General features: G+C 67.3%; 1 protein-coding gene. It reads right to left on the bottom strand.

Translation table 11 applies throughout. The features are described 5' to 3' along the window. Positions 1-554, bottom strand: a 554-nt coding sequence (locus AACY52_RS29700; protein ID WP_339561284.1) for an asparagine synthase-related protein, incomplete at both ends; no start/stop codon positions are given.

Raw genomic sequence — 554 nt, 5'->3', positions numbered from 1 at the left:
CTTGGGATACCAGCGGCCCAGTGTGCCGAACAGGTTCGAGCGGATCGACGCCGGCACCATCGCGCGCACGCGCTCCTCCGCCGCCTGAAACTTGTAGCGGCGGTATCCGGCAAAGGCCTCGTCCGCCCCATCCCCCGACAAAGCCACCGTAACATCCTCGCGCGCCAGTTCGCACACCCGATACGTCGCCAGCGCTGACGCATCGGCAAAGGGTTCGTCAAAGGCATGGACCAGCGTATCGATCAGCGAAAAATTGTCCGCCGCGACCACGCGCTCGCGGTGCCGCGTGGCAAAACGCTCGGCGATCACATCGGCATAGCGGCGCTCGTCGAGGCTGTTCTGGTCAAACCCGATCGTGCAAGTGCGCACCGCGCCGCGCGACGCCTCCGCCATCAACGCGACCACCGCCGAGCTATCGACCCCGCCCGACAGGAACGCGCCCAGCGGCACATCCGACCCCATCCGCGAGGTCACCGCATCGCGCAGCAGTGCGACCAACTCCTCCTCCAGCGCCTTGGCGGACCCCGTCGCGCGGCGCGAAAAATCGACGTCCC

Origin of the sequence: Pseudomonas sp. EA_65y_Pfl1_P113 (assembly GCF_963970525.1) — a bacterium.
GTDB classification, from domain to species: domain Bacteria; phylum Pseudomonadota; class Gammaproteobacteria; order Pseudomonadales; family Pseudomonadaceae; genus Aquipseudomonas; species Aquipseudomonas tritici.
Note: the sequence above shows the minus strand (reverse complement) of the source record. Positions and strands in the feature narration are given on the sequence as shown.